Origin of the sequence: Pseudomonas sp. HY13-MNA-CIBAN-0226 (assembly GCF_040310305.1) — a bacterium.
In the GTDB taxonomy this organism is placed as follows: Bacteria; Pseudomonadota; Gammaproteobacteria; order Pseudomonadales; family Pseudomonadaceae; genus Aquipseudomonas; species Aquipseudomonas gregormendelii.
Window position 1 is genome coordinate 99,234 of the sequence record NZ_JBEOPS010000012.1, and the last position, 18,708, is coordinate 117,941.

Below are 18,708 nucleotides of genomic sequence, written 5' to 3' on the forward strand. Positions count from 1 at the left end.
TTGCGATAATGGCTGAACGACACAAAAACCTGTGGGAGCCTGGCTTGCCAGCGATGGCTTCCTCGGGTCAGACGCGGGACGCGAATAGCGCCTGATGCTCCCGGCACTGCTGCGCCGTCAACATGAACACCCCGTGTCCACCGCGCTCTAAGTCCAGCCAGGCGAAATCGACTTCCGGGTACAACCCCTCGACGTGCACCTGGCTGTTGCCTACTTCGACAATCAGCAAACCCTTCTCGGTCAAATGCTCGCCGGCTTGTGCGAGCATGCGGCGCACCAGGTTCAAGCCATCGTCGCCGCACGCCAGGCCAAGTTCCGGCTCATGCTGGTACTCGTCCGGCATGTCGGCAAAATCTTCGGCATCGACATAAGGCGGGTTCGACACGATCAGGTCGAAGCGCTGCCCTGGCAACCCATCGAACCCATCGCCCTGCACCGTGTACACGCGCTCATCGACGCCATGGCGCTCGATGTTCTGGTTGGCCACTTCCAGCGCTTCGAAGGACAGGTCGGCCAGCACCACCTCAGCGTTCTGGAATTCGTAGGCGCAGGCAATCCCGATGCAGCCGGAACCGGTGCACAGGTCAAGGATTCGTGCAGGCTCGCTGCCCAGCCATGGCTCGAAACGTTTTTCGATCAGCTCGCCGATCGGCGAGCGCGGGATCAGCACGCGTTCGTCCACGATGAACGACATGCCGCAGAACCAGGCCTCACCGAGCAAATAGGCGGTGGGAATACGTTCTTCGATGCGCCGCTTGAGCAATCGCTGGAGGTTGACCAACTCGTCCTCTTCCAGGTTGCAGTCGAGGTAGCTGTCCGCCATTTCCCACGGCAGGTGCAATGCACCCAACACCAGTTGACGAGCTTCGTCCCAGGCGTTGTCGGTCCCATGGCCGAAGAACAGATCCTCCCCATGGAAGCGGCTGACGGCCCAACGGATATGGTCGCGCAGGGTACGAAGTCGGGAAGTGATCACGGGGGCAAACTCTCTGAAAAAACGACTAGCGATTCTACCAGCCAAAACGCCTTGCGACGACGCCGTAAAAACATCCCGGCAAATGTAGGACTTTTCTGTTTTTTCGCCAGGCCGATGAACAAATTGTGAGTACTGACAAGGCTGCAAGCCAGTAAAGACGGCATCTGCGATGGTAGCGATTCACAGAATCGCTCAGCCAGAGGACAATGTCGCAAAAGCCCCACCCGAAGGAGCCCCAGAATGTCCGTTCCAAAAACGATGTTTCAACTCAGCGGCCGCGGTTATGCAGCAGCCAATCTGAGTCATGCGACCCTTGTCATCATCGATGCCCAGAAGGAATACCTCAGTGGTCCCCTGGCCCTGAACGGCATGGATGCTGCCGTCGCGAACATCAAGCAACTGGTAAGCGCTGCCCGCGCCGCCGGCCGGCCGATCGTGCATGTGCGTCACCTTGGCACCGTGGGTGGTCTGTTTGACCCCCAGGGCGAACGCGGTGAATTCATTCCAGGCCTGGAGCCCCTGGCCGACGAAACCATCATCGGCAAACTGCTGCCAAGCGCGTTTCACGGCACCGAATTGCTGGAGCGCTTGCAGAATCTGGGCTCGCTGGACCTGATCGTATGCGGCTTCATGAGCCATTCCAGCGTCAGCACCACCGTACGCGCGGCGAAAAACCTGGGCTTTCGCTGCACCCTCGTCGAAGACGCCTGTGCCACCCGCGACCTGCCTTACAAGGGCACAGTCCTCAGCGCCGAACACGTGCAGCAGACAGAAATGGCGATCATGGCGGACAACTTCGCCACCCTCGCCCTGACTCACGAACTGATTTGACCGATGCCTGACGAGCGGTGCATATCGCCGCTCATCCGCAAAAGCCTCTCATTTGCTGTAATTGTCTTAGCCTCAGGAACATCCCGGTCAACTCCCGGTCGAAGGGCCGATACCCATTGAGGAAGGTCGGAATGAAGTTATCCGATGGTTTTGACGCTCGGCGCCTGCGCCCCAAAGGCCAGAGCAACTGGCGTTTTCGTTTTGGTGCCGCGTTCGCTGCGCTGCTGGCCACCTGCGGCGTGCTGCTCGCGATGGCCGGCGCTGCCAGCCTGCTCGGCCGCCCGCCCGCACTCGGCGAACTGAATGCAAGCCCATTGGGCTCGACGATCATCCTGGCTGTCGGGCTGTTCGTTTTGTACCTGGGCGTATGGTTGTGGCGCCGCTGCCGTCGTCGCGCGCGGCAATCACGGGAACTGAACATGTCGCCGCACCTGATGAAAAAACACGATTGATGCAAAGGTCCGCCTGCTGACGGGCCTCAATTGTTATGGCTCAAGCCCCGACTTGGGTAAACTGGCCGCCCTTCGCGGAGGCTGACATGCAAGACGACGATTTTTCCCTGTTCAAAAGTGCGATCCAAGGCGTCAAGCCGATCAAGCACGATCGCGCCGAAACCGGCAAACCCAAGGCTGACCGCGCGCAGATCGCCAAGCTGCGCCAGGCCGCCACCGTGCGCACCGATGCCACCACCGTTGACGGCCTGTCCGACCAGTTCGTGATCGACGTCGGCCCCGAAGACGAGCTGATGTGGGCCCGTGACGGGGTGCAGGAAAGCCAGATGCGCAAGCTCAAGGTCGGCCAGATCCCTTTCGAAGGCAGCCTCGACCTGCACGGCATGACCGTGGAAAAAGCCCGGGAAACCCTGTGGGCCTTCCTCGCCGAAGCCACCAAATTCGAAATCCGCTGCGTGCGCGTCACCCATGGCAAAGCCGTGCGCCTGGACGGCAAGCGCCCGATGATCAAAAGCCACGTCAACACCTGGCTGCGCCAGCATTCCCAAGTGCTCGGCTTCACCTCGTGCCAGGCCCGACACGGCGGTGCCGGAGCGGTTTATGTGATGCTCAAGCGCACCATGATGGAAGGTCGCGACGATTAAACCTGTCGCTTCACGCTTGCAGCGCCGTGTCCGCCACCGTACCCTTGCCCTTTGCGTAGAATCCCACAGGTAGTTTCATGTCCCTGGAACAGAATTACACCGCGATTCTCGGCCAATTGGGCGAGGACGTATCCCGCGAGGGCCTGCTCGACACGCCAAAGCGTGCCGCCAAAGCCATGCAGTATCTCTGCCGCGGCTATGAACAGACGCTGGAAGAAGTCACCAATGGTGCCTTGTTCAGCTCCGACAACAGCGAAATGGTGCTGGTGAAGGACATCGAGCTCTACTCGTTGTGTGAGCATCACCTGCTGCCGTTCATCGGCAAGGCCCATGTTGCCTATATTCCGAGTGGCAAGGTGCTGGGGCTGTCGAAAGTCGCGCGGATCGTCGATATGTACGCCCGCCGCCTGCAGATCCAGGAAAACCTCAGCCGCCAGATCGCCGACGCGGTGATGGAAGTCACCGGCGCCCTGGGCGTTGCAGTGGTGATCGAGGCCAAGCACATGTGCATGATGATGCGCGGTGTGGAGAAGCAGAATTCGTCGATGATCACGTCTGTGATGCTCGGTGAGTTCCGTGAGAACGCCGCGACCCGCAGCGAATTCCTCAGCCTCATCAAGTAATTCGCAACACGGAGAAAACCGGCATTCATCGCCGGTTTTTTTTCGTCCGGCAAAAATCAGGTAAGCTGCGCGCCTTTATCAATTCCCACCGTGAGGCTTGTACCGTGTTCGTAAAAGCGCTTCGTGTCGGCCTTGGCCAACTGATCATCTTCATCGACTTCATCACCCGCCCGGGCAAGAAGCAGCGCCCGGCCGAGGTTCAGGCCAAGGTCAACTCCGCCGCCAGGGACCTGACCCTGTATCAATTCCACGCCTGCCCGTTCTGTGTCAAAACCCGCCGCGCCCTGCGCCGCCTGAATGTACCGGTTGCGTTGCGCGATGCGAAGAACAACGAACAGGATCGCCAGACGCTGCTGGATCAAGGCGGCAAAATCAAGGTGCCGTGCCTGCGCATCGAAGAGAATGGGCAGACCACCTGGATGTATGAGTCCAAGGTGATCATTGATTATCTGGATAAGCGGTTTGCAGCGGCCTGAGACTCTTTGGTGCTGCTGATGGCCACAAACCCCAGACAAAAATAAACCGGCCCTGGGCCGGTTTATTTTTTCCAGCGTCAGGCAGCGTCCGCCACCCCGGCCTGACGCACTACCGCTGCCAACCGGCCAAGACCTTCATCCAATCGCGCCGGGTCAATGTGACTGAAGTTCAAGCGCAGATGGCCATGATGCTTATCAGGTTCGGGGAAAAAAGGCTCCCCCGGCATGAACGCCACATCCGCCGCCAGTGCTGCCGGGAGCAACGTGCGAGTATCCAGCGGTTGCTTGAGCTTCAGCCAGAAAAACAGACCACCTTGCGGCACCTGCCAATCTGCCAGGTCGGAGAAATGCGTGTGCAGCGCCGACTCGAAGGCATCACGGCGCAGTCGATAGAAATCGCGCAACTCACTCAAGTGCCGCTGATACTTCTCGCTGCCGATCCACTGCAGCGCCTGCCACTGCCCGACCCGATTGGTGTGCAGGTCGGCCGATTGCTTGAGCTTAAGCAAATGCGGGAACAGGTCGGGGCTGGCAATCAGATAGCCCACTCGCAACCCGGGTAACAGGGTCTTCGACACGGTGCCGGTATAGATCCAGCTACTGTTGCACAAGCGACTGACGATTGGCGTTGCGCTGCCGCCATCGAAGGTCAGCTCGCGGTAGGGTTCGTCTTCGATCAGCGTCACGCCGAACTCATCGAGCAACGCTGCCACCGCATCACGCTTGGCTTCGCTGTAGCGCACGGCCGACGGGTTCTGGAAAGTTGGTATCAGGTAGATGAATGCGGGCCTGTGCTGTTCCAGGCGCGAGCGCAATTTGCTCAGGTCAGGACCATCGGCCTCCAGCGGCACAGTGATGCAGTCGGCGCCGAACAGCTGAAAAATCTGCAGCGCTGCCAGGTAGGTCGGGGCCTCGAGCAGAATTTGCGTGCCTTTGTCGATGTACAACTTGGCCGCAAGATCCAGGGTCTGCTGCGAACCGCTGACAACCAGCACCTGGCTCGCCTCACACGGCACACCTAACGCCCGCGCTTCAGCTGCCAGCGCTTCGCGCAAGGCCGGCTCACCTTCGCTCATGCCGTACTGGCCCATCGAAGTGGGCATATCTGACCATTCGATCTTCGGCAACATGACTTCGGCCGGTAGGCCGCCAGCGAACGACATCACTTGCGGGCGCTGAGCGGCGGCGAGTATTTCTCGGATCAACGAACTTTTAAGGCGTGAGACACGTTCGGAAAATGCCATGGGATCACCGGTAGCGAGGCCTGAAGGAAATGAGTCAAACTGATTGACCAAAACTACGACAGCTTAAGCGGATACGTCAACATGCTTGACCTTAAAAACCCAAGATCCCAACAACAGGCGATGGAAGCGTTCTTCTTCGGCTATCAGGCGTTCACCGCCAAGGCTGACGAAATGCTCGAGCGTCGCGGCTTGAGCCGGGTGCATCAGAGGATCGTGTTTTTCGTTGCCCGCTACCCGAACCTGAGCGTCAAGCAACTGCTGGAGTTGCTAGGCGTCACGAAGCAGGCCCTGAACATGCCCCTGCGCCAGCTGGTGGAAATGCAGCTGGTGGCCAGCGTGGCGTCCGAGACAGACAAGCGCAAACGGCTGCTGGAACTGACTGGCGATGGCGCGCGATTCGAGCAGTCGTTGCGCCGCGAGCAGGTGAAGCTGCTGGAGAAGGTGTTCGCCGAGGCTGGGGAGGCGGCGGTGAATGGCTGGCTGGCGGTGAATCTGGCTTTGGGGGGGAGCCATGCAACCGACTAAGTCTGGCGTGATGGGCATGTATTGCCCGACCTCGCCTCTTCGCGAGCACGCCCGCTCCCACAGGGTTTGGGTGGTGGACGCCATATTTATGTTCGACGGATATCACTGTGGGAGCCGGGCTTGCCCGCGATGGCGTCTGCACATTCGACATTGATGTGGCAGGGAGATTGCCATCGCAAGCCCCCTCCCACAGGGTGTTGGTGATGGACGCAGCATTTGCGTTCGGCGGATATCACTGTGGGATCGGGCTTGCTCGCGAAGGCGGCATGCCAGGCGATATACTCCGATCTGCAAAGTTTTCGTCTACAAAAGCAAAAACAATATTTGCTTTATTTGTACACAAAAGCATAATCCACCTCGTGCGAGTTCCTGACCAAGCGGTCAACAAATTCGCAAGTGCCTCAAAGGACCGCTGCCGCCCTCATGGGTCCGGTCCTGGAAATAACAATAAAACTCTTGAGGAGTACTCGCTGTGGAAAGCCGCAAATCCGAAGCATCGACGCTGGACCTCTCGCCGCCCGCCCCCACCGGCTGGCTGGAGCGTCTGTTTAAACTCAGCTTGCATGGCACCACGGTGAAGACCGAGTTGATTGCCGGTCTGACAACCTTCATCACCATGGCTTACATCATTTTCGTCAACCCCAACATCATGGCCGATGCCGGGATTGATCACGGTGCGGCTTTTGTCGCCACCTGCATCGCCGCTGCGCTGGGCTGCCTGCTGATGGGCCTTTATGCCAACTGGCCGGTCGGCCTGGCGCCGGGCATGGGGCTTAACGCGTTCTTCACCTACACCGTGGTCGGCACCATGGGCTACAACTGGGAAACGGCCCTTGGCGCGGTCTTCGTGTCTGGCGTGCTGTTCATGTTCCTGACCTTCTCGCGGATCCGCGAATGGCTGCTCAACAGCATTCCAGTGAGTTTGCGCTACGCCATGGGCGCCGGCGTTGGGTTGTTCCTGGGGCTGATTGGCCTGAAAACCGCGGGCATCGTCGTCGATAGCCCGGCTACCCTGATCAAACTGGGCTCCCTGCGCGAACCTGGCCCGCTGCTGGCAGCCATCTGCTTCCTGATGATTGCTGTTCTCAGCTACCACAGGGTATTTGGCGCGATTCTGATCAGCATCATCACCGTGACACTGGCAGGCTGGGGCCTGGGCCTTGTGCATTATGAAGGCATCATGTCGGCCCCGCCGAGCCTGGCCCCGACCTGGATGGCCATGGACGTCGCCGGCGTGTTCAATGTCAGCATGATCAGCGTGGTACTCGCCTTTCTCTTCGTGCACATGTTCGACACCGCCGGCACCCTCATGGGCGTGGCCCAGCGCGCCGGCCTGGTAAATGCCGACGGCAAGATCGAAAACCTCTCCCGTGCCCTTAAGGCCGACAGTGCTTCCAGTGTATTCGGTGCGGTAGTGGGTGTGCCGCCCGTCACCAGTTATGTGGAAAGTGCCGCTGGCGTTGCCGCAGGTGGTCGGACTGGTCTTACCGCAGTCACCGTAGGTGTGCTATTTATTGCCGCGATGTTCTTCGCACCGCTGGCCGGGATGATTCCCGCTTACGCCACAGCCGGCGCGCTGATCTATGTCGCCATGTTGATGATGGGCGGCATGGCTCACATCGAATGGGATGAAGCGACCGACAGTATCCCGGCGATTGTCACCGCGATCATGATGCCCCTGACGTTCTCCGTTGCCGACGGTATCGCCCTGGGTTTCATCACCTACGTGGCACTGAAGGCCGGCACGGGCAAGTACAAGGAAATTTCCGTCAGCCTGTGGGTGTTGTGCGCGATCTTCATCGCCAAGTTCGTTTTCTTGTAAGCGTTACGCAGTAAGCGTTACGAACCAGCCTCACCCCGTCGGGTGGGGCTTTTGCGCAAATGGAGGAAAGTGATGAGTCTGGAAACCTGGCTGCTGTTCAGCGGCGCTGCACTGGTGGTGATCCTGATCCCGGGACCGCTGTCGTTGCTGATGATCAGCAACAGCCTGAATTACGGTCTGCGACGGTCTTACCCCGCCTTCCTCGGGGGAGTGATTGCCTCGATCTGCCTGCTCAGCGCTTCTGCACTGGGCCTGGGCGCCCTGCTGCTGGCTTCGGAACAGCTGTTCAGCGCGCTGAAGATCGTCGGTGCGCTGTACCTGTTCTACCTCGCCTGGCAGAGCTGGCAGCAATCGCGCCAACCGTCGGTGGGCGCTGAAGTGCCCCAGACGGCCGCTGTTCCGCGCTTTCGCGCACTGTTCGGGCGCGCATTTGTATTGGGCGCAAGTAATCCGAAGGACATTCTTTTCTTCGCTGCGTTTCTGCCACAGTTTTTGAGCGCCGAACAACCGTTCCTGCCGCAATTACTGGTGATGATTGCGACGTGGACGGTGCTGGATCTGCTGTGCAAGTTGGCTTATGGGCTGGGTGCGCACGGCGCGGCGCGGTATCTGCGAAGCGGCAAGGGGCAGAGTTGGTTTAACCGGATCAGTGCCGGCCTGTTCAGTGGTGCGGGTGCTGCGTCGCTGTTGAGCCGTTAGCAAGGCAAAATCAAAAGATCGTCCGAACGCGGCCCGGGCCTTCGGACGATCTGGAGGTGATGTTGCCTGTTGGGGCCTCATCGCGGGCAACCCCGCTCCCACAGTGGATTGTGGTGCTCTTTTGACTTTCCAGCAGGCAAAAAAAAGCCCGCAGTGTGAGCGGGCGAAAGACCAAAGAAGCTATATGCGCAGTCGCTTCCCGGTTGGGGCAGCTGCTTGGGGGATCAGCTGCCGCGATACGTGGAATAGCTGTACGGCGAGATCAGCAGCGGTACGTGGTAGTGATCCTGCTCGGCAGAGATGCCAAACCGCAACACCACGACGTCCAGAAACGCTGGCTCCGGCAACTGCACGCCACGGGCGCGGTAGTAGTCGCCTGCATGAAATTGCACCTGATAAACCCCGGTACGGTAGTCATCGCCTTGCAGCAGCGGTGCATCGACCCGCCCGTCGCTGTTGGTTATCGCGCTGGCGACCAATTCCAGCTGCGAGCCTTCAACGCGGTAGAGCTCGACCTTGATCGAGCTGCCCGGGCAACCGTGTGCTGCGTCCAAAACGTGAGTAGTCAAACGTCCCATTGATTCTGCGCGCCTGCGGTATCGAACCGTCAGGCCTCGCGCCTCCCGAAGTCAGTTAAAAAGGAGACCGCACCGATTCGGAGCACGAAACGCTGCGGCGAGGAACTGATTAAGACACTTTTCAAAAAAATTGTACACAATAAAAACGACATTTTTCGTGTCACTCCTGCCCACTGCCGATCAGTGCTGTATCTGCCTGCTCGGCAGGCCACCTCAGGACCTTCGATCCATTAGCTGACCATTCAGGCAGGTTTCTTGCACTACCACTGCAAGATGACAGCGAGTGAAAAATGCGAAAATTCAGACTTACAATGTGGATATAAAGTTGTATACAATCATCCCATCGCTGTGACGCCAGCCTGTGATTCCATCGCCAGGCCGCCACACAACCTGTCAACGAACAAGAAGGAAGACTGCAGTGAGCGCTGACTACCCACGCGACCTGGTCGGTTACGGCAGTAACCCTCCGCACCCACACTGGCCGGGCAATGCCCGCATCGCCTTGTCCTTCGTACTCAACTACGAAGAAGGTGGCGAGCGCAACATTCTGCATGGCGATAAAGAGTCTGAAGCGTTCCTCTCGGAAATGGTCTCGGCGCAGCCGCTGCAAGGCGAGCGCAACATGAGCATGGAATCGCTTTACGAGTATGGCAGCCGCGCCGGCGTCTGGCGGATCCTGAAACTGTTCAAGGAATTCGACATTCCGCTGACGATCTTCGCGGTGGCCATGGCCGCCCAGCGTCACCCGGACGTGATCCGCGCCATGGTCGATGCCGGCCACGAAATCTGCAGTCACGGCTATCGCTGGATCGACTACCAGTACATGGATGAGGCCCAGGAACGCGAGCACATGCTCGAAGCGATCCGCGTGCTCACCGAGATCACCGGTAAACGCCCACTGGGCTGGTACACCGGCCGCACCGGCCCGAACACCCGGCGCCTGGTCATGGAAGAAGGTGGTTTCCTTTACGACTGTGACACCTACGACGATGACCTGCCCTACTGGGAACCGAACAATCCGACCGGCAAGCCGCACCTGGTGATCCCTTACACCCTGGACACCAACGACATGCGCTTCACCCAGGTCCAGGGCTTCAACAAGGGCGATGATTTCTTCGAATACCTCAAAGACGCGTTCGATGTGCTGTACACCGAAGGCGCCGAAGCACCGAAAATGCTCTCCATCGGCCTGCACTGCCGCTTGATCGGCCGTCCAGCGCGTCTGGCTTCGCTCAAACGCTTTATCGAATACGCTAAAAGTCATGAACAGGTGTGGTTCAGCCGTCGCGTCGACATCGCTCGCCACTGGCACGAAACCCACCCGTACCAAGGGCCTGCAAAATGAGCACTTTTCAAACTCTCAAACCCTCGACCCTGAGCCGCGACGCCTTCGTCAAAGCCTTTGCCGACATCTACGAACATTCGCCATGGGTGGCCGAGAAGGCCTTTGACCTGGGCCAGGACGCCTCGATCGACCAGATCGAAACCCTGCACCAGCGCATGAGCGACATCCTGTTGAGCGCCGATCACGCCAGCCAGCTGGCATTGATCAACGCTCACCCGGACCTGGCCGGCAAAGCTGCCGTCCAGGGCCAGCTGACCGAAGCCAGCACCAATGAACAGGCTGGCGCCGGTATTCACCAATGCACGGCAGAAGAGTTTTCTCGCTTCACCGAGCTGAACGACGCCTACAAAGCCAAGTTCAAGTTTCCCTTCATCATGGCGGTAAAAGGCAGCAACCGGCATCAGATCCTCGCGGCGTTCGAAACGCGCATCAACAACTCGGTCGACACCGAATTCAAGTGCGCGCTGGCGGAGATCAACAAGATCGCCCTGTTCCGATTACTGACCCTATAAGCGAGCCTGGCCCAGGTGTTCTCAAACGCAAATGACACCCGGGGCCTTGCAAGCATCCCAAGCCAACTTATTAAAGGCAGACAAGAAGAATGAAAGCTTACGCCGTACCTTTCGAGAAGTTCGTCAACCTGGCAGATGCCCGCCTGGGCACCAAGATCATCTCGGTCACCGATGACTGGTTCGCAGACGCCAATCGTCTGTTCCAACCGACCCCGGCCGTATGGAAGGAGGGCGTGTTCGATGACAACGGCAAGTGGATGGACGGCTGGGAGTCGCGCCGCAAGCGTTTCGAAGGTTACGACAGCGCTGTGATCCGCCTGGGTGTACCAGGTTCGATCAAGGGCGTGGACATCGACACTTCATTCTTCACCGGCAACTTCCCGCCATCGGCGTCCCTGGAAGCCTGCTTCCTGGCCTCGGGCGAGCCAGACGACAACACCCAGTGGACTGAAGTGCTGTCGGCCGTCGAGCTGCAGGGCAACAGCCATCACTACCACGAAATCAGCAACGACCAGTCGTTCAGCCACCTGCGTTTCAACATCTACCCGGACGGTGGTGTGGCTCGACTGCGCGTGTACGGCATTCCGTTCCGCGACTGGTCGGCCGTGGGCGACAACGAGCAAGTTGACCTGGCTGCAGCCCTGAACGGCGGCCGCGCCCTCGCCTGCTCCGACGAACACTTCGGTCGCATGAGCAACATCCTGAACCCGGGCCGTGGCATCAACATGGGCGACGGCTGGGAAACCGCACGTCGTCGTACCCCGGGCAATGACTGGGTCATCGTCGCGCTGGGTCATCCGGGCGAGATCGAAAAAATCATCGTCGACACCCTGCACTTCAAGGGCAACTACCCGGACACCTGCTCCATCCAGGGCGCGTTCGTGAAAGGCGGTACCGACAGCCAGATCGAAACCCAGTCGCTGTTCTGGCGTGAGCTGTTGCCGGCGCAGAAGCTGGAAATGCACGCCGAGCACACCTTCTCCGAGCAGATCAAGGCACTGGGGCCAATCACCCACATCCGCCTGAACGTGTTCCCGGACGGTGGTGTGAGCCGCCTGCGCGTTTTGGGCAAGGTCGCTAAATAAGCGCTGAACCCAATCGCCAGCAGGCTGGCTCCCACATTGGCAATGCATTCCCCTGTGGGAGCCAGCCTGCTGGCGATAGCAACAGAACCAACAACACAGAATTCGGAAAAGAACAGCATGCGCACACTGACGATTGAACCGCTGACCAAAGAAGCCTTCGCCCCTTTCGGTGACGTCATTGAAACCGACGGCAGCGATCACTTCATGATCAACAACGGTTCGACCATGCGCTTCCATAAACTGGCGACGGTTGAAACCGCTACGCCTGAGGACAACGCCATCATCAGCATCTTCCGCGCCGACGCGCAGGACATGCCACTGACCGTTTGCATGCTGGAGCGCCATCCGCTGGGCAGCCAGGCTTTCATTCCTCTGCTCGGCAACCCCTTTCTGATCGTGGTCGCGCCAGTTGGCGATGAACCTGTATCAGGCTTGGTCCGCGCCTTCGTCACCAACGGCAGGCAGGGCATTAATTACCATCGCGGCGTTTGGCACCATCCGGTGCTGACGATCGAAAAGCGGGATGACTTCCTGGTGGTTGATCGCAGTGGCACAGGCAATAACTGCGATGAGCATTTTTTCAAAGAGGATGAGCGTTTGATCCTCGCCCCCCACCAATAAGAGAAGGTCTGATCACTCGAATACAGAGTGACAGGCGAGAGGTAAAGACTGTGGAAGCACATCTGTTGGAATGGCTGAACCTGAGCGTGCGCTGGGTTCACATGATTACTGGCGTGGCCTGGATCGGTGCGTCGTTCTATTTCGTCTGGCTGGAGAACAACCTCAATCGGGTCAACCCGAAAAGTGGTCTGGCCGGTGATTTGTGGGCGATCCATGGCGGCGGTATCTACCACCTGGAAAAATACAAACTGGCTCCACCAACCATGCCGGACAACCTGCACTGGTTCAAATGGGAAGCCTACTTCACCTGGATGTCGGGGATCGCGCTGCTGTGCGTGGTGTTCTACTCCAACCCGACGCTCTACCTGCTGGCTCCCGGCAGCAGCCTGACCGGTCCTGAAGGCGTTCTGTTGGGCATCGGCTCGCTGTTCGTTGGCTGGTTCGTCTACTCCTTCCTCTGCGACTCGGCCCTGGGCAAGCGCCCTGCGCTGCTGGGTTTCATTCTGTTCGTGCTGATCATTGGCGCCGCCTACGGCTTCAGTAAAGTGTTCAGCGGTCGTGGTGCTTACCTGCACGTCGGTGCGATCATCGGCACCATCATGGTCGGCAACGTGTTCCGCATCATCATGCCAGCACAACGTGCGCTGGTGGCGGCGATTGCCGAGAACCGCACGCCCGATCCGGCACTGCCGGCCAAAGGCCTGCTGCGCTCACGGCACAACAACTACTTCACCTTGCCCGTGCTGTTCATCATGATCAGCAACCACTTCCCGAGCACCTATGGCAGCCAGTACAACTGGCTGATCCTGGCCGGGATCGCGGTACTGGCAGTGCTGGTGCGTCACTACTTCAACACCCGTCACGACAGCCACAAATTTGCCTGGACCCTGCCGGTGGCAGCGGTGGGCATGATTTGCCTGGCCTATGTGTCCGGTCCGAAGCCGATGTCCAGCGCGCCTGAAGTCGCCAAGGCCACCATCGAGTACCAGCCACTGCCGGAAACCGCCCTGGGCGGTGACAAGAAGCCGGTTGAAGCTGCACCCGCGACGGCTCCTGCAACGGCACCGACCCAGGCAGCGAATGCCCGCCCGGGTTTTGACAAGGTGCACAACGTGATCCAGGAACGCTGCACGGTTTGCCATTCCGCCAAGCCGACCAGCCCGCTGTTCAGTGCCGCACCGGCTGGCGTGATGTTCGACACCCCCGACCAGATCCGCCAGAACGCCCCGCGTATCCAGGCGCAAGCGGTCGCCAGCCAGATCATGCCACTGGGCAACATCACCCAGATGACCCAGCAGGAACGTGACCTGATTGGTGCTTGGATCGTGCAGGGAGCCCAGACCAATTAACCGCTGAAAAGCATCGCGAGCAAGCCTTGCTCCCACTGGATTCCCAGGAATTCTGTAGGAGCAAGGCTTGCCCGCGATCGGCCGCCGCACGGTCGACCTGATGCACATAATCACAAGAATAAAAAAGATCCGAGGTGTTGCATGTCCGAGCTATCCGAAGCGCGCATCCCCGACGCACCCGCTATTCAGCGTTTGCCCCTGTTGCAACTGATCCTGGTTGGACTGCAGCACGTTCTGCTGATGTACGGTGGCGCCATTGCGGTGCCGCTGATCATCGGACAGGCCGCAGGCCTGAGTCGCGAAGAAATCGCTTTCCTGATCAACGCCGACCTGCTGGTTGCCGGCATCGCAACCATCGTGCAGTCCCTGGGCATCGGCCCGATGGGCATCCGCATGCCGGTGATGATGGGCGCCAGCTTTGCCGCCGTCGGCAGCATGGTTGCCATGGCAGGAATGCCTGGCATCGGCCTGCAAGGCATTTTCGGCGCGACCATTGCCGCGGGCTTCTTCGGCATGATCATCGCCCCGTTCATGTCCAGGGTCGTACGTTTTTTCCCGCCCCTGGTGACCGGCACGGTCATCACCTCAATCGGTTTGTCGCTGTTCCCCGTGGCCGTCAATTGGGCCGGCGGTGGCGCCGGCGCGGCGCAATTCGGCTCACCGATCTACCTGGCCATCGCCGCCCTGGTGCTGGGCACCATTTTGCTGGTGCACCGTTTCATGCGCGGCTTCTGGGTCAATATCTCGGTGCTGATCGGCATGTGCCTGGGTTATGTGATCTGCGGCCTGATCGGCATGGTCGACCTCAGCGGCATGGCCCAGGCGCCCTGGGTACAGATCGTCACCCCGCTGCATTTCGGCATGCCGAAATTCGAGCTCGCACCGATCCTGTCCATGTGCCTGGTGGTGGTGATCATCTTCGTCGAGTCCACCGGCATGTTTCTCGCCCTGGGCAAGATCACCGGGCAGGAAGTTTGCCCGCGGATGCTGCGCCGCGGCCTGTTATGTGACGCCGGTGCTTCGTTCTTCGCCGGTTTCTTCAACACCTTCACCCACTCCTCGTTCGCCCAGAACATCGGCCTGGTGCAGATGACCGGCGTACGCTGCCGCTCGGTCACCATCGTCGCCGGCGGCTTGCTGATCGTGCTGAGCCTGCTGCCCAAAGCGGCGTTTCTGGTGGCGTCGATTCCACCGGCGGTATTGGGCGGTGCAGCCATTGCCATGTTCGGCATGGTTGCGGCCACCGGGATCAAGATTCTGCAGGAAGCCGACATCGGTGACCGTCGCAACCAGTTGCTGGTGGCGGTGAGCATCGGCATGGGGTTGATCCCGGTGGTGCGGCCGGAGTTTTTCGCCCATCTGCCCTTGTGGATGAGCCCGATCACCCACAGCGGAATCGCGATGGCGACGTTGAGCGCGCTGTCGCTGAACCTGCTGTTCAACATCCTCGGCGGCAAGGAACGCGCCGCCATCAACGACTGCCACGCGCACTGACAAATAAGTACACGCCCCGCCAGGTGGAAGCGAGCCTGCTCGCGATGACGTTATCGGAATCAACACTTCATTGACTGATACACCGCCATCGCGAGCAGGCTCACTCCCACAGGGTTGGAGCCCCCGTGCCTTGAACAATAAAAACAAGAAGGAGCACCAGATGATCCGGACTCAGAAAAACCTGCTGCTGGGCGCCGCCCTGCTGACCACTGGCCAGGTCATGGCCGGCGACTTGTTGCTGTGGCAGACCAACAGCCTGAGCTATCTCTATGGCAAGGACTTTGCGGTCAACCCGTCGATCCAGCAGACGGTGACATTCGAGCACGCCGATGGCTGGAAGTACGGCGACAACTTCATGTTCATCGACAGCACCTACTACAACGGCGAGCAAGACCGCAACAAAGGCGTTCACGCCTATTACGGCGAGTTCAGCCCGCGACTGTCCCTGGGCAAGATCCTTGACCGACGCTTCGAATTCGGCCCGATCAAGGACGTGTTGCTGGCCATGACCTACGAGAATGGCGAAGACGACAGCGAGGCCTACCTGATCGGCCCCGGTTTTAACCTCGCAATACCGGGCTTCAACTTCTTCACCTTGAATTTTTATTATCGCCAGACCGAAGGCTCGCGCCCCGGCAGCGATGTCTGGCAAGTCAGCCCGGCCTGGTCCTACACCCTTCCACTCGGCAATTCGAGTGTACTGATCGACGGCTACCTGGACTGGGTGGTGGATAACGACCAGAACGCCCGTGGCACTTATCACGCCAACGTGCACTTCAACCCGCAGATCAAGTACGACCTGGGCAAGTCCATGGGTTGGCGGGAGAAACAGGTGTACGTCGGCATCGAATACAGCTACTGGAAAGACAAGTACGGCATCGAAAACAGCGCCAATTTCGACACCAATGAAAACACCACCAGCCTGCTGGTGAAGGTGCACTTCTAAGATGACCCGCAACCGTGCCCCAAACCTGTCGTCGGTGCGCTGTTGCGGGGCACTTGAGACCTGGCCAAGGAGTCAGTATTCTCCGCGACCGCCTGAATCCGCTTTAAAAAAAAGCCCGGATTTAATTCCTGACCAGAAAGCCAACTTATCCCGGCTCTGGACGGTATCAAGGCATCCCCGAACCACTCTCAATCGACTGTTTTCGAGCAGCCGAGCGGGAGTTTTTTGGTTTTCGCAAAGCCTTGGCGCAGCTTTTGCTAACAGCAATAAAGCTGACCGAATGGATGATTTTTTGCAGCTAAAGAAAAAGGCGCCACACCAGAGCGCCGACCTTAAAAAAATAACGTGATACCACTACTTTTTGGGAGCAGCCGAATGAAACGTACGTGCACTAGCCTGATGCTGGCAGGATCGTTGCTGGCCGGGGGCCAGGCCATGGCCGGCGACTTGCTGCAGTGGCAGGACAACAGCCTGACTTACCTGTATGGCAAAGACTTCCAGGTCAACCCGCGCATCCAGCAGACCGTGACATTCGAACACGCCGACGGCTGGAAATACGGGGACAACTTCTTCTTCATCGACAAGATTTTCTACAACGGCAAGGAAGACTCTTTCGCCGGCAAGAACACTCACTACGGCGAATTCAGCCCGCGCTTGTCGTTCAACAAGATTTTCAACCAGAAGCTGGAGTTCGGCCCGATCAAGGACGTGCTGCTGGCCATGACCTATGAGTTCGGCGAAGACGACACCGAGTCGTACCTGATCGGTCCGGGTTTTGACCTGGCCATCCCCGGCTTCGACTACTTCCAGTTGAACTTCTATAACCGTCACACCGAAGGCGACCGTGCGGGTGACGATGTCTGGCAGATCACGCCGGCCTGGTCCTACACCCTCCCGGTGGGTGACTCGGACGTGCTGATCGACGGCTTCATGGACTGGGTGGTCGACAACGACGTGAACGACAAAGGCGAATACCACGCCAACCTGCACTTCAATCCGCAAGTCAAATACGACCTGGGCAAGGCCCTGAGTCTGGGTGCCAAGCAGTTGTACGTCGGTGTCGAGTATGACTACTGGAAAAACAAGTACGGTATCGAAGACAGCCAGGGCTTCAAAACCGATCAGAGCGTGACCAGCTTCCTGGTCAAGGTTCACTTCTGATTTTGTAAGAGTGAGCCTGCTCGCGAAGGACCAGAGAGCGCCATGATTTTGTAGGAGCGAGCCTGCTCGCGAAGGACCAGAGAGCGCCACGGGGTTTCAGGCTCCCAGCGTCATCGTTAACGTCCATCGCGAGCCAGCTCGCTCCTACAGCAACCCCAGAAACCGGGACAACTCCCCGCGCTTGGCCAGCGCATCGCGCCGCCCCAAATCAATCAACTCGCTGCAATACCCCGCCTCGAACAACAGATAACTCAACACCCCCGCTCCACTTGTCTTGGTCGCCCCCGGTCCGCGCAGGAACAGGCGTAGCGCCGCTGGTAATTCCTGCCGATGCCGCGCAGCGATCTCATCGATCGGCTGGCTCGGTGAGATCACCAGCACCTCCACCGGCGCCACGCCAAGCGCTCGGGTGGGCGTGCCATCTGGCATCAGGTGACTGAACTGGTTCAGACGCTGCAGCAGCTCGATGTCGCTTTCCAGGCTGTCGATGAACGTGCTGTTGAGCATGTGCCCGCCAATTTGCGCGAGGGTCGGCTGCTGGCCGGTATAGGCGCGTTGCAGCGGCTGCTCGGGATCGACCCCGCGCGGGTTGCCGCTGACCCCCACCACCAGCACGCGGCTGGCACCAAGATGCAGGGCCGGACTGATCGGGGCCGATTGGCGTACCGCGCCGTCGCCGAAATACTCTTCACCGATTTTCACCGGCGCGAACAGCAGCGGAATCGCGGAACTGGCGAGCAGGTGCTCAATCGTCAATTGCGTAGGCACGCCGATGCGACGATGGCGTAACCAGGCGTCGATGGTGCCGCCGCCCTGGTAGAACGTGACGGCCTGACCCGACTCATAGCCAAACGCAGTGACCGCCACGGCCTGTAACTGTTTCTGCGCGATCGCCTCAGCGATGCCGGACAACTGCAGCTTGTCGTCGAGCAGTCCGCGCAATGGCGAACTGTCAAGCAAGGCCACCGGCACCTGGGCACCGATCCCGAGCAGGCTGTGACCGACAAAGCGGCTGGCCTGATGGATCACCCCTGGCCAGTCGCTGCGCAACACCAGATGACTGCGAAAGCCTTGCCAGAACGCCGTCAGGCGCTCGATGGCGGCACGAAAATCCAGCGCGCCACTGGCCAGGCTGACCGCATTGATCGCACCCGCCGAGGTACCGACAATGACCGGAAACGGATTACGTGCACCCTGCGGCAGCAACTCGGCAATCGCCGCCAGCACTCCCACCTGATAGGCCGCCCGAGCCCCACCGCCGGAAAGAATCAAGCCTGTAACCGGTTCAACGGGACTCATCGCAACGCTCCATGGTACTTGTTGGT

Annotated in this window: 21 protein-coding genes; 17 read left to right on the forward strand and 4 right to left on the reverse strand. The window is 59.4% G+C overall.

All coding sequences use genetic code 11. From position 1 onward, the window contains the following. Window positions 1–67 precede the first annotated feature (67 nt). Window positions 68–976, reverse strand: a complete 909-nt coding sequence (gene prmB, locus AAEZ05_RS14965) for a 50S ribosomal protein L3 N(5)-glutamine methyltransferase (protein WP_045059153.1) — start codon at window positions 974–976, stop codon at window positions 68–70. A 240-nt stretch (window positions 977–1,216) separates the two neighbouring features. On the opposite strand from prmB, the gene AAEZ05_RS14970 reads away from it, so the two are divergent. The 5 genes from AAEZ05_RS14970 (at window position 1,217) to AAEZ05_RS14990 (ending at window position 4,002) form a co-directional block, all read left to right on the forward strand. Continuing rightward, window positions 1,217–1,807 (forward strand): cysteine hydrolase family protein, encoded by a 591-nt coding sequence (locus tag AAEZ05_RS14970; protein WP_045059152.1) that lies wholly within the window; start codon window positions 1,217–1,219, stop codon window positions 1,805–1,807. A gap of 131 nt (window positions 1,808–1,938) precedes the next feature. Further along, on the forward strand, window positions 1,939–2,259 hold the full coding sequence (locus AAEZ05_RS14975) for a hypothetical protein (RefSeq protein ID WP_045059151.1): 321 nt from the start codon (window positions 1,939–1,941) through the stop codon (window positions 2,257–2,259). A gap of 86 nt (window positions 2,260–2,345) precedes the next feature. Then, window positions 2,346–2,903, forward strand: a complete 558-nt coding sequence (locus AAEZ05_RS14980) for a Smr/MutS family protein (RefSeq protein WP_045059150.1) — start codon at window positions 2,346–2,348, stop codon at window positions 2,901–2,903. 77 nt (window positions 2,904–2,980) lie between these two features. Continuing rightward, on the forward strand, window positions 2,981–3,526 hold the full coding sequence (gene folE / locus AAEZ05_RS14985; protein ID WP_045059149.1) for a GTP cyclohydrolase I FolE: 546 nt from the start codon (window positions 2,981–2,983) through the stop codon (window positions 3,524–3,526). Between the two features lie 104 nt (window positions 3,527–3,630). Next, window positions 3,631–4,002 carry a glutathione S-transferase N-terminal domain-containing protein gene (locus tag AAEZ05_RS14990; protein ID WP_350599735.1) on the forward strand — a complete coding sequence of 124 codons (372 nt, stop codon included), beginning with the start codon at window positions 3,631–3,633 and terminating at the stop codon, window positions 4,000–4,002. Window positions 4,003–4,079: 77 nt separating this feature from the next. Here the strand turns inward: AAEZ05_RS14990 and AAEZ05_RS14995 are convergent, their stop codons facing one another. Beyond that, window positions 4,080–5,246: an aminotransferase-like domain-containing protein gene (locus tag AAEZ05_RS14995; protein ID WP_350647880.1), complete on the reverse strand. Its 1,167-nt coding sequence runs from the start codon at window positions 5,244–5,246 to the stop codon at window positions 4,080–4,082. A gap of 81 nt (window positions 5,247–5,327) precedes the next feature. On the opposite strand from AAEZ05_RS14995, the gene AAEZ05_RS15000 reads away from it, so the two are divergent. From AAEZ05_RS15000 to AAEZ05_RS15010, 3 genes are all read left to right on the forward strand, one after another. After that, window positions 5,328–5,771: a MarR family winged helix-turn-helix transcriptional regulator gene (locus AAEZ05_RS15000; protein WP_350647882.1), complete on the forward strand. Its 444-nt coding sequence runs from the start codon at window positions 5,328–5,330 to the stop codon at window positions 5,769–5,771. 472 nt (window positions 5,772–6,243) lie between these two features. Next, on the forward strand, window positions 6,244–7,593 hold the full coding sequence (locus tag AAEZ05_RS15005; RefSeq protein WP_045060233.1) for an NCS2 family permease: 1,350 nt from the start codon (window positions 6,244–6,246) through the stop codon (window positions 7,591–7,593). Between the two features lie 72 nt (window positions 7,594–7,665). Then, window positions 7,666–8,292 (forward strand): LysE family translocator, encoded by a 627-nt coding sequence (locus tag AAEZ05_RS15010; protein ID WP_045060232.1) that lies wholly within the window; start codon window positions 7,666–7,668, stop codon window positions 8,290–8,292. Window positions 8,293–8,516: 224 nt separating this feature from the next. Here AAEZ05_RS15010 and uraH read toward each other — a convergent pair whose 3' ends face one another. Continuing rightward, complete coding sequence (gene uraH, locus AAEZ05_RS15015; protein WP_008031462.1) at window positions 8,517–8,870, reverse strand: hydroxyisourate hydrolase; 354 nt, start codon at window positions 8,868–8,870, stop codon at window positions 8,517–8,519. 418 nt (window positions 8,871–9,288) lie between these two features. On the opposite strand from uraH, the gene puuE reads away from it, so the two are divergent. The 9 genes from puuE to AAEZ05_RS15060 all read left to right on the forward strand — a co-directional run bounded on the left by puuE (window position 9,289) and on the right by AAEZ05_RS15060 (window position 17,383). Beyond that, window positions 9,289–10,215 carry an allantoinase PuuE gene (gene puuE / locus AAEZ05_RS15020; RefSeq protein WP_350647884.1) on the forward strand — a complete coding sequence of 309 codons (927 nt, stop codon included), beginning with the start codon at window positions 9,289–9,291 and terminating at the stop codon, window positions 10,213–10,215. After that, window positions 10,212–10,727, forward strand: coding sequence for a 2-oxo-4-hydroxy-4-carboxy-5-ureidoimidazoline decarboxylase (uraD, locus tag AAEZ05_RS15025; RefSeq protein WP_045060230.1), 516 nt, complete (start codon window positions 10,212–10,214; stop codon window positions 10,725–10,727). The genes puuE and uraD overlap by 4 nt, the downstream gene beginning before the upstream one ends. Window positions 10,728–10,816: 89 nt before the next feature. Next, window positions 10,817–11,812 (forward strand): allantoicase, encoded by a 996-nt coding sequence (gene alc / locus AAEZ05_RS15030; RefSeq protein ID WP_350599738.1) that lies wholly within the window; start codon window positions 10,817–10,819, stop codon window positions 11,810–11,812. 117 nt (window positions 11,813–11,929) lie between these two features. Then, window positions 11,930–12,433 (forward strand): ureidoglycolate lyase, encoded by a 504-nt coding sequence (locus AAEZ05_RS15035; protein WP_016773758.1) that lies wholly within the window; start codon window positions 11,930–11,932, stop codon window positions 12,431–12,433. Between the two features lie 50 nt (window positions 12,434–12,483). Continuing rightward, window positions 12,484–13,782 carry a urate hydroxylase PuuD gene (locus AAEZ05_RS15040; protein ID WP_350599739.1) on the forward strand — a complete coding sequence of 433 codons (1,299 nt, stop codon included), beginning with the start codon at window positions 12,484–12,486 and terminating at the stop codon, window positions 13,780–13,782. Window positions 13,783–13,923: 141 nt separating this feature from the next. Further along, a complete protein-coding gene (locus AAEZ05_RS15045) occupies window positions 13,924–15,276 on the forward strand; it encodes a nucleobase:cation symporter-2 family protein (RefSeq protein WP_045060227.1) in 1,353 nt (450 codons plus the stop codon). Window positions 15,277–15,436: 160 nt separating this feature from the next. Then, window positions 15,437–16,222, forward strand: a complete 786-nt coding sequence (locus AAEZ05_RS15050) for an outer membrane protein OmpK (protein WP_045060226.1) — start codon at window positions 15,437–15,439, stop codon at window positions 16,220–16,222. A gap of 1 nt (window position 16,223) precedes the next feature. Next, the gene (locus tag AAEZ05_RS15055) at window positions 16,224–16,571 is read left to right on the forward strand and encodes a hypothetical protein (RefSeq protein WP_350599742.1); all 348 of its coding nucleotides are present in this window, start codon (window positions 16,224–16,226) and stop codon (window positions 16,569–16,571) included. Between the two features lie 26 nt (window positions 16,572–16,597). After that, a complete protein-coding gene (locus AAEZ05_RS15060; protein ID WP_350599743.1) occupies window positions 16,598–17,383 on the forward strand; it encodes an outer membrane protein OmpK in 786 nt (261 codons plus the stop codon). A gap of 144 nt (window positions 17,384–17,527) precedes the next feature. On the opposite strand, the gene AAEZ05_RS15070 is transcribed toward AAEZ05_RS15060, so the two are convergent. Beyond that, on the reverse strand, window positions 17,528–18,682 hold the full coding sequence (locus tag AAEZ05_RS15070; RefSeq protein WP_045060224.1) for a patatin-like phospholipase family protein: 1,155 nt from the start codon (window positions 18,680–18,682) through the stop codon (window positions 17,528–17,530). Between the last annotated feature and the right edge of the window lie 26 nt (window positions 18,683–18,708).

Bases quoted from the DNA above. Each gene is read 5' to 3' on its own strand.
- AAEZ05_RS14970 (WP_045059152.1), top strand. From the start codon at position 1,217: ATGTCCGTTCCAAAAACGATGTTTCAACTCAGCGGCCGCGGTTATGCA.
- AAEZ05_RS14980 (WP_045059150.1), top strand. From the start codon at position 2,346: ATGCAAGACGACGATTTTTCCCTGTTCAAAAGTGCGATCCAAGGCGTC.
- AAEZ05_RS15010 (WP_045060232.1), top strand. From the start codon at position 7,666: ATGAGTCTGGAAACCTGGCTGCTGTTCAGCGGCGCTGCACTGGTGGTG.
- AAEZ05_RS15000 (WP_350647882.1), top strand. From the start codon at position 5,328: ATGCTTGACCTTAAAAACCCAAGATCCCAACAACAGGCGATGGAAGCG.
- AAEZ05_RS15035 (WP_016773758.1), top strand. From the start codon at position 11,930: ATGCGCACACTGACGATTGAACCGCTGACCAAAGAAGCCTTCGCCCCT.
- AAEZ05_RS15070 (WP_045060224.1), bottom strand. From the start codon at position 18,682: ATGAGTCCCGTTGAACCGGTTACAGGCTTGATTCTTTCCGGCGGTGGG.
- AAEZ05_RS15050 (WP_045060226.1), top strand. From the start codon at position 15,437: ATGATCCGGACTCAGAAAAACCTGCTGCTGGGCGCCGCCCTGCTGACC.
- AAEZ05_RS15045 (WP_045060227.1), top strand. From the start codon at position 13,924: ATGTCCGAGCTATCCGAAGCGCGCATCCCCGACGCACCCGCTATTCAG.
- AAEZ05_RS14995 (WP_350647880.1), bottom strand. From the start codon at position 5,246: ATGGCATTTTCCGAACGTGTCTCACGCCTTAAAAGTTCGTTGATCCGA.
- alc (WP_350599738.1), top strand. From the start codon at position 10,817: ATGAAAGCTTACGCCGTACCTTTCGAGAAGTTCGTCAACCTGGCAGAT.
- uraD (WP_045060230.1), top strand. From the start codon at position 10,212: ATGAGCACTTTTCAAACTCTCAAACCCTCGACCCTGAGCCGCGACGCC.
- uraH (WP_008031462.1), bottom strand. From the start codon at position 8,870: ATGGGACGTTTGACTACTCACGTTTTGGACGCAGCACACGGTTGCCCG.
- AAEZ05_RS15060 (WP_350599743.1), top strand. From the start codon at position 16,598: ATGAAACGTACGTGCACTAGCCTGATGCTGGCAGGATCGTTGCTGGCC.
- AAEZ05_RS15055 (WP_350599742.1), top strand. From the start codon at position 16,224: ATGACCCGCAACCGTGCCCCAAACCTGTCGTCGGTGCGCTGTTGCGGG.
- AAEZ05_RS14975 (WP_045059151.1), top strand. From the start codon at position 1,939: ATGAAGTTATCCGATGGTTTTGACGCTCGGCGCCTGCGCCCCAAAGGC.
- folE (WP_045059149.1), top strand. From the start codon at position 2,981: ATGTCCCTGGAACAGAATTACACCGCGATTCTCGGCCAATTGGGCGAG.